Source organism: Brevundimonas sp. (assembly GCF_031082345.1).
Taxonomy (GTDB): domain Bacteria; phylum Pseudomonadota; class Alphaproteobacteria; order Caulobacterales; family Caulobacteraceae; genus Brevundimonas.
The window spans coordinates 1-2,848 of the sequence record NZ_JAVHLH010000313.1; the positions used below are offsets into that span (position 1 = coordinate 1).

The window sequence follows — 2,848 nt, forward strand, 5'->3', positions numbered from 1 at the left end:
CGGGGCAGCAGCCGCCCGGAGGGTCCGCGGGAGGCCAGAACGCCGACGGCTCGCCGCAAAGCCAGCGCCAGCGCGCGCCCCGCATTGCGCCGCTGCGCCGCAGCGCCGCCGCCGGCCCCTGTCCCTATGTGAAGATTCTCTATGACGCGGCCCGCTACGTCGAACTGACCGGCGACCGGGTGGCGGCGTCGAACGTGGCCTACACCGGCGAGATCGAGGGCCTGGTCTCGGACTGCGCCTATCAGGCCGACGAGCCGATCACCGTCTACACCCGGGTGCTGTTCAACCTCGGCCGCGGCCCGCAGGCCCAGGGCGACGGCCGCACCTATCGCTACTGGATCGCGGTGACGGAGCGGAACAAGGCGGTGCTGGCCAAGGAATATTTCGACCTGCCGGTCAGTTTCGACGGCGCCTTGACGACCTCGGTGACCCACGATCAGGTCGTGGTCATTCCGCGCGCCGCGGCGACCACGAGCGGCGACAATTTCGAGATTCTGGTCGGCTTCGACGTGACCCCGGAGATGGCCGAGTTCAACCGCACGGGCAGCCGCTTCCGCGTCAATGCCGGCGCCCTGGCGCCCGCGACCGACCAGTAAATGACCGATCTCAGGACTGTTCTTGGCGAGGCGGTCGGGGCCGCCTTCGCCGCCGAAGGCGTGGACCCCGCCCTCGCCCGCGTGACCCCGTCGGACCGGCCCGACCTGGCCGATTTCCAGTCGAACGGCGCCCTGGCGGCGGCCAAGGCCCTGAAGGCCAATCCGCGCGAGCTGGCGGCGCGGGTGGCCGAGCGGCTGAAGGGCGATGACCGGCTGGCCTCGGTCGAGATCGCCGGGCCGGGCTTCATCAACCTGAAGGTCGCCGACGCCACGCTGGCGGACCGGGCGGCCGAGGTCGCGGGCGACCGCGAACACTCAGGGGCCTCGACGGTCGCCGCGCCGCGCAAGGTGGTGATCGACTACGCCGGACCGAACGTGGCCAAGCCGATGCACGTCGGCCACCTGCGCTCCTCCATCATCGGCGAGAGCCTGAAGCGGCTGTTCCGTTTCCGCGGCGACACGGTCTGGGGCGACGCCCATTTCGGCGACTGGGGCTTCCAGATGGGGCTGCTGATCGTCGCGGTCGGCGACGAGGGCAAGGCCGACGCCTTCATGGCCGGGGGCGACGAGCCCTTCCCGGCGGAGTCGCCGGTGACGCTGGAGGATCTGGAGCGGCTGTATCCGGCCGCGGCGGCCCAGGCCAAGGAAGACGCCGCCTTCCGCGACCGCGCCCGCAAGGCGACGGCGGAGCTGCAGGGCGGCCGGCCCGGCTATCGCGCGCTGTGGGCCCATTTCGTGGCCGTCAGCCGCACGGCGCTGGAGCGCGAGTTCGGCGCGCTGGGCGTCACCTTCGATCTGTGGAACGGCGAGAGCGACGCCGACCCGCTGATGGCCGAGATGATCGCCCACCTCGAGAAGACCGGCCTGCTGGTCGAGGACGACGGCGCCCGGGTGGTTCACGTCGCCAGGCCCGGCGAGACGCGCAAGCGCAAGCTGGCCGACGGCAGCGTCATCGAGGCGCCGAGCCCGCCGCCCCTGCTGGTCATCTCGTCGGAAGGCTCGGCCATGTATGGCACGACCGACCTGGCCACGATCCTCGACCGTCGAAAGTCGATCGATCCGGACCTGATCCTCTATGTCGTCGACGAGCGGCAGGCCGAGCATTTCGAACAGGTGTTCCGCGCGGCCGTCCTGGCCGGCTACGCCGCCGAGGGGTCGCTGGAGCATCTCGGCTTCGGCACCATGAACGGCCCGGACGGCAAGCCGTTCAAGACCCGCGCGGGCGGGGTGCTGAAGCTGCACGACCTGATCACCATGGCCACAGACAAGGCCCGCGAGCGGCTGCGCGAGGCGAAGCTGGGCGCCGACCTGCCCGAGGCCGAGTTCGACGACATCGCCCGCAAGGTGGCGGTGGCGGCGTTGAAGTTCGCCGACCTGTCGAACAGCCGGACCACCAGCTACGTCTTCGACCTCGACCGCTTCATGAGCTTCGAGGGCAAGACCGGGCCGTATCTGCTGTACCAGGCGGTGCGGATCAAATCCCTGCTGCGCAAGGCGGCGGACCAGGGCGCGGCGGCGGGGCCGGCAGTCATCGGCGAACCGGCCGAGCGCGATCTGGCGCTGACGCTGGACGCCTTCTCGCAGGCCGTGGCCGAGGCCTACGACAAGCGGATGCCGCACCTGATCTCGGAGCACGCCTACCGGCTGGCCCAGTCGTTCTCGAAATTCTACGCTGCCTGCCCGGTGCTGGTCGCGCCGGACGAGGCGACCCGGGGGTCGCGGCTGACGCTGTCGAAGGCGGTGCTGGACCAGCTGGAGCGGGCGCTGGACCTGCTCGGGATCGACACGCCGGAGCGGATGTAGGCTAGACTGGGCGCCTCGGAAGGGAGCCCGTCCATGTCGCTCGACGCCTATATCGCCGGCCTGCCCAAGGCCGAGTTGCACCTGCATATCGAGGGCAGCCTCGAGCCCGAACTGATGTTCGAGCTGGCGCGGCGCAACAAGGTGTCGATCCCGTTCGACAGCGTCGAGGCGGTGCGGGCGGCCTATGATTTCGCCAACCTGCAGGACTTCCTCGACATCTATTACGCCGGGGCCAATGTCCTGCTCACCGAGGCGGATTTCCACGATCTGGCGCTGGCCTATTTCCGGCGGGCGGCGGCGGACAATGTGCGGCACGCCGAGATCTTCTTCGACCCGCAGACCCACACCGATCGCGGCGTCCCGTTCGGGGTCGTGGCCGAGGGGTTGCTGGCGGGGATGAAGCGGGCCGGGAGCGAGTTGGGCGTCACCTCGAAGCTGATCCTCTGTTT

At 70.0% G+C, this 2,848-nt stretch carries 3 protein-coding genes; all 3 read left to right on the top strand.

From position 1 onward, the window contains the following. On the top strand, positions 1 to 596 hold a 596-nt coding region (locus RDU12_RS14550; RefSeq protein ID WP_308685344.1), incomplete at its 5' end, for a Tat pathway signal sequence domain protein. Then, entirely contained in the window at positions 597 to 2,399 is a 1,803-nt protein-coding gene (gene argS, locus RDU12_RS14555; RefSeq protein WP_300289722.1) for an arginine--tRNA ligase, read from the top strand. A 33-nt stretch (positions 2,400 to 2,432) separates the two neighbouring features. Further along, positions 2,433 to 2,848: adenosine deaminase (locus tag RDU12_RS14560; RefSeq protein ID WP_374990231.1), on the top strand; the 416-nt coding region annotated here is incomplete at its 3' end.

Coding starts and splice junctions, on each gene's coding strand:
- argS (WP_300289722.1), top strand. CDS start 597: ATGACCGATCTCAGGACTGTTCTTGGCGAGGCGGTCGGGGCCGCCTTC.